Raw genomic sequence first — 4,631 nt, 5'->3', positions numbered from 1 at the left:
CCCGCCCTGGCTTACCTCGGCTCTTCGATCAACCCACGTACCGCCAGCGCAATGCGATCGAGCGCCTGTTCAGCTGGCTCAAGGAAGAACGTCGGCTCTGCACCCGGTTCGACAAGCTGACCAGCAGCTTCAAGGCGATGGTCACCCTGGCCTGTATCGATCGTTGTTCGCGCGTCGACTTTTCAGACAAACCCTAGAGGGGGGCGGTCCCGCATGGTTTCCGTCCAACGTCTCGCACCTAGGCGGCAAAGACCACATCACATCCAAGGGAAATCTGCGAGAAGGTCTCGCGCACCGGATCGGCTCGAAAATGGAGGCTGCCGGCTGAAAAACCGCCAATCCTCGTGATGACCAGATCAAGGGAGCTATTTTCTTTCGCGTGGGGTAAGTACTGGAACAAGCAGAGCTTTTATAGATGCGGGTTGGTTGTAAGCAGGTCTGTGCAATGGAGTATAATTTCAACTCGCGCCGCGAGACCATCCTAATAAAGATTATCTTTATATCTTTACTGAATTTCGTCCCAAGCCCAAACCATTTATGAAACCAGCTATCAAAAGCACATAAACTATTTGATTTGATACGCCTGAGTAGACTAACACTTTAGCCTTTGCGATTAATGCAGACTCCAAGCCTTGCGGCAAGGCGTGTTAGGTTAGCCCTATCAAGGTCTAGGCTCCGAGCCGCAGCAGCTACATTGCCACCATTGTCCCTAAGTGCCTCTTCCAGAAGCTGTCTTTTGTACCCATCTACAGCTGATCTAAAATCACCCCCGGGCAGCTGCTTTGATGGAACGTGACGTGACTCTATAGCCGCCGCGCCAGCTTGAAATTCGGGGAGGTCCAAGTCCTGCAGCTCAAATGAAAGTACGTCTATTCCTGTCGTGAGAAAGGCACGTTTCTTGGCTTTGAGCGCTGCCCTGGCCATCAGGTGCTCCAGCTCGCGCACATTCCCTGGCCAGGAATACCCCATCAGTGCCTGACGGGCAGCCTCAGAAAAACGCAATGAGGGCATGCCCACCCGCCAGCGGTTCTCTTCGGCAAAAGCGCCTGCCAACAGCATTATGTCTTCCCGACGTTCCCTTAGCGAAGGAACCCGTAATGGATAGACGCTCAGACGATGGTACAGGTCTGCTCGAAAGCGACCCGCACGAACCTCATCCTCCAAATTGCGATTGGTGGCCGCGAACAGGCGGATATCAACAGTATGGGGTTTGTCGGAGCCTACCCGTTGCAAATGCCCGCCCTGAAGTACGCGAAGCATGGTGGCTTGTACGGCTAAAGGGAGTTCACCGATCTCATCTAAGAAAAGCGTCCCGCCACTGGCCACTTCAAATTTACCAAGCCTGTTTTCGATAGCACCCGAGAATGCGCCTTTGACGTGTCCAAACAGCTCGCTTTCAACCAAATGCTTAGGAAGGGCGGCGCAATTGACGGTGATGAATGGTTTATCCGCTCGGGCTGAAACGTCGTGGAGCCGTTGGGCAACTAATTCTTTACCGACCCCTGTTTCACCGGTAATCAATACAGTGAGATCGCTTGGCGCTACCAGGTCAATTTCGGAAAGCAGCTGCTTAAAGCTTTCGCTGCTTCCAATCATCGCTGGTTTAGAAGGGTGAGCGGTGAGTCGGTAGGCTTCTGCCCGTTTTCTTTCCCCTGCTACCGTGCGCAGGAGTTCATCGAATTGCGATGCCGCCACTACGGTCGCTGCTGCGAACACGGCAAACGTCTCGATGGTTTGTAGGTCCTGTTCCGAAAACTGTCCGACAGTGAGTGCATCGAGCGTCAGAACTCCCCAAGTCTTTTCATTAATCCGCAACGAACAGCCCATGCAATCATGTACCGGCAAGGCACTCGAGCCGATTAACCCGTCATAAGGATCGGGCAGCTTGCAATCAGGAGGGAAAAGCACTGCCCCTCGAGCCTCGACGATTGCTTCCAACCGGGGGTGGTTTGCGACACGGTAACGTCGGGCCATCGCGTCCTGAGCCAAGCCATACGCTGCAACAGGAGTGAGTTCATCTTCATCCAAACGTAGCAACGCTACAGCATCTGACGGCAAAAGGTTTTGCAAGGCATCTAATACACGCTGATAACGGGTGTGCGAAGGAATTTCCGCAGTTAGATCGTTTAGGAGCGGAAGGAGTGCCTGAAGCGCCCGGATCTGATGGGTCGAAACGACATCTTTATTCATAAAATAGGTCTTAATGACTCGGTCAAAAAAACCTTTTACCCCGCACAGGCATTGATTTACAAGGATTTTAATTGTGGCACGCCACTTGCTCCACCAAAAGCAAAGACCCTAAACCCTGGAGTTCCCATGCTTACTTCTGCCCAATACGACATCATCAAAGCGACTGTTCCTCTGCTAGAAACAGGAGGCGAGGCGCTTATCACCTATTTCTACCAGCTTATGCTGGACACGCATCCGGATGTGCGTCCGCTGTTCAACCAAGCACATCAGACCAACGGCTCGCAGCCTCGGGCCCTGGCCAACGGCGTGCTTATGTATGCAAGGAACATTGATAGGCTAGAAAACCTAGGTGGCTTGGCCAGCCAAATCATTAACAAGCACGTCGCGCTACAAATCCTTCCAGAGCATTACCCTATTGTGGGGTCATGCCTGCTGCAAGCGATCCGCGAAGTACTAGGTGCAGAGGTTGCTACCGATGAAGTGATCGCAGCCTGGGCCGCAGCTTACCAGCAGCTTGCGGATATATTGATTGAAGGGGAGCGAAACGCTTATGACGCCATCGCCGCCGCACCCGGCGGCTGGCGTGGCGCCCGGCAATTCACTGTCTCAAGAAAGGTAGTCGAGAGCACGGAAATTACTTCGTTTTACCTGGTACCGTCTGATCATCAACCCATCATCAAACACGAAGCCGGTCAGTACATCGGCGTGCGGCTGATGATCGACGGGAAAGAGATTCGCCGAAACTACTCGCTGAGCGAGCAGGCGAACGGTGTCTTCTACCGCATCAGCGTGAAGCGTGAGAAAGATGGTGTGGCCTCGACGTACCTGCATGATCACGTCGCAGTAGGAAGTACGCTTGACCTGTTTCCACCGTCCGGGGATTTCACGCTCACCCATGATACCAAACCGCTGGTGCTGATCAGCGGCGGGGTCGGCATAACTCCAACGCTGGCAATGGCCGCACAAGCGTTGGAGGCAGGTGAGCGTCCAGTGACCTTCATTCACTACGCCCGTAATAGCCAAGTACACGCATTCTCGGAGCTGTTGCGCGAATGGCAAGAGCGCTATCCCCTATTCGAAGCCCATGTGGTCTACGCGGAACACGCCGGACAGGAAGCCTACACGCCAGATGCAGTCGGGTTTCCATCCATCACGCATCTTCAGGAATGGTTGCCTGCCAACCGCAATGTGGACGCCTATTTCCTCGGTCCCAAACCGTTCATGGCTTTCATGAAACGTGCACTAAGCGATATCGGGGTTCCAGAGAATCAGGCGCGCTATGAGTTTTTCGGCCCAGCTGAAGCAATGGCCTAACCTCAGTTGTGAGGGCCTAGCCTCTGCCTGCTAGAGGCCTAGCTGTGATCTCTCAGTAGGTTGTTCATCCGGGGCATTCCCGGAATTCTGGAAGCGCGACCAACACAGCCTTCGAGGAGCCCCGGATGAACCTGCATAAACATGCCCGTCTTACCCCTCGAGGTCGAGCCCTTATCGTCCAGCGCATCCTCACAGGGCTGCGTGCCGAGGATGCGGCACAAGCGGCGGGGGGTTAGTGTTCGCACGGCTTACAAATGGCTCATGCGTTTTCGTGAGGAAGGCGAGTCCGGTCTGATGGATCGTTCATCACGTCCGCATTCATGTCCGCATGGGACCTCGGGCGACCTAGTCGCACAGTTGATCCAGCTACGCCGATCTCGCCATACCTATCGACAGATCGCCCAACTACTCGGCGTGGCCGTCAGTACCATTGCGCGGCGTCTCAAACAGGCAGGCTTTCATCGTTTGGCCGAGCTGGAGCCCGCCCCTGTGGTGGTGCGCTACGAATATCCCAAGGCCGGCGACCTGCTACATCTGGATATCAAGAAGCTTGGCCGATTCTGGAGGCCTGGCCACCGAGTGACGGGGGATCGTCAGCAGGCCTGCGATGGCGCCGGCTGGGAGTTCGTCCATGTGGCCATCGATGATGCGTCCCGGCTGGCATTCACCAGCCTGCACCCGGACGAACGCAGCAGTAGCGCCTGTCGGGCCTCGTTGCAGGCGGTGCGCTACTACCGCAGGCTGGGTATCCGCTTTGAGCAAGTCATGACAGACAACGGTGCCTGCTACCGCTCTCGTTCGTTTCGGCGCTTGTGCGCTCGGCTTGGACTGAAACATATCCGCACCAAACCCTATACGCCCCGTACAAACGGCAAGGCCGAGCGCTTTATCCAGACGAGCCTGCGGGAGTGGCCTATGCACGCTGCTACGACAGCTCCGAGCAACGCGCCCGGCACTTACCCGCGTGGCTGCATCACTACAGCTGGCACAGGCCACATTCCAGCCTCAACTACCAATCGCCAATCAGTCGCGCTTCGTTGCCACTGAATAACGTACTAGGTTTACACACCTAGCCCTAGGGCTTGTCTGAAAAGTCGTGTTTGCTAGCCTGTTCCTGTGATGGCAAT

Annotated in this window: 3 protein-coding genes and 1 pseudogene; 3 read left to right on the top strand and 1 reads right to left on the bottom strand. The window is 55.2% G+C overall.

What is annotated here, in order from left to right; all coding sequences use genetic code 11:
* A partial coding sequence (locus tag GSQ95_RS25530; protein ID WP_158974002.1) for a transposase occupies positions 1-197 on the top strand: 197 nt, incomplete at its 5' end.
* A 403-nt stretch (positions 198-600) separates the two neighbouring features.
* On the opposite strand, the gene norR is transcribed toward GSQ95_RS25530, so the two are convergent.
* Positions 601-2,190: a nitric oxide reductase transcriptional regulator NorR gene (gene norR, locus GSQ95_RS25525; RefSeq protein WP_158896628.1), complete on the bottom strand. Its 1,590-nt coding sequence runs from the start codon at positions 2,188-2,190 to the stop codon at positions 601-603.
* 126 nt (positions 2,191-2,316) lie between these two features.
* Here norR and hmpA point away from each other — a divergent pair, with 126 nt between their 5' ends.
* Positions 2,317-3,504: an NO-inducible flavohemoprotein gene (gene hmpA, locus GSQ95_RS25520; RefSeq protein ID WP_158896630.1), complete on the top strand. Its 1,188-nt coding sequence runs from the start codon at positions 2,317-2,319 to the stop codon at positions 3,502-3,504.
* A gap of 125 nt (positions 3,505-3,629) precedes the next feature.
* Positions 3,630-4,577, top strand: a pseudogene (locus GSQ95_RS25515) (IS481 family transposase).
* Positions 4,578-4,631: the final 54 nt, after the last annotated feature.

Origin of the sequence: Pseudomonas sp. BAV 4579 (genome assembly GCF_009765395.1) — a bacterium.
In the GTDB taxonomy this organism is placed as follows: domain Bacteria; phylum Pseudomonadota; class Gammaproteobacteria; order Pseudomonadales; family Pseudomonadaceae; genus Chryseomonas; species Chryseomonas aestiva.
This window is presented reverse-complemented; position numbering and strand designations above follow the sequence as displayed.

Coding starts and splice junctions, on each gene's coding strand:
- norR (WP_158896628.1), bottom strand. CDS start 2,190: ATGAATAAAGATGTCGTTTCGACCCATCAGATCCGGGCGCTTCAGGCA.
- hmpA (WP_158896630.1), top strand. CDS start 2,317: ATGCTTACTTCTGCCCAATACGACATCATCAAAGCGACTGTTCCTCTG.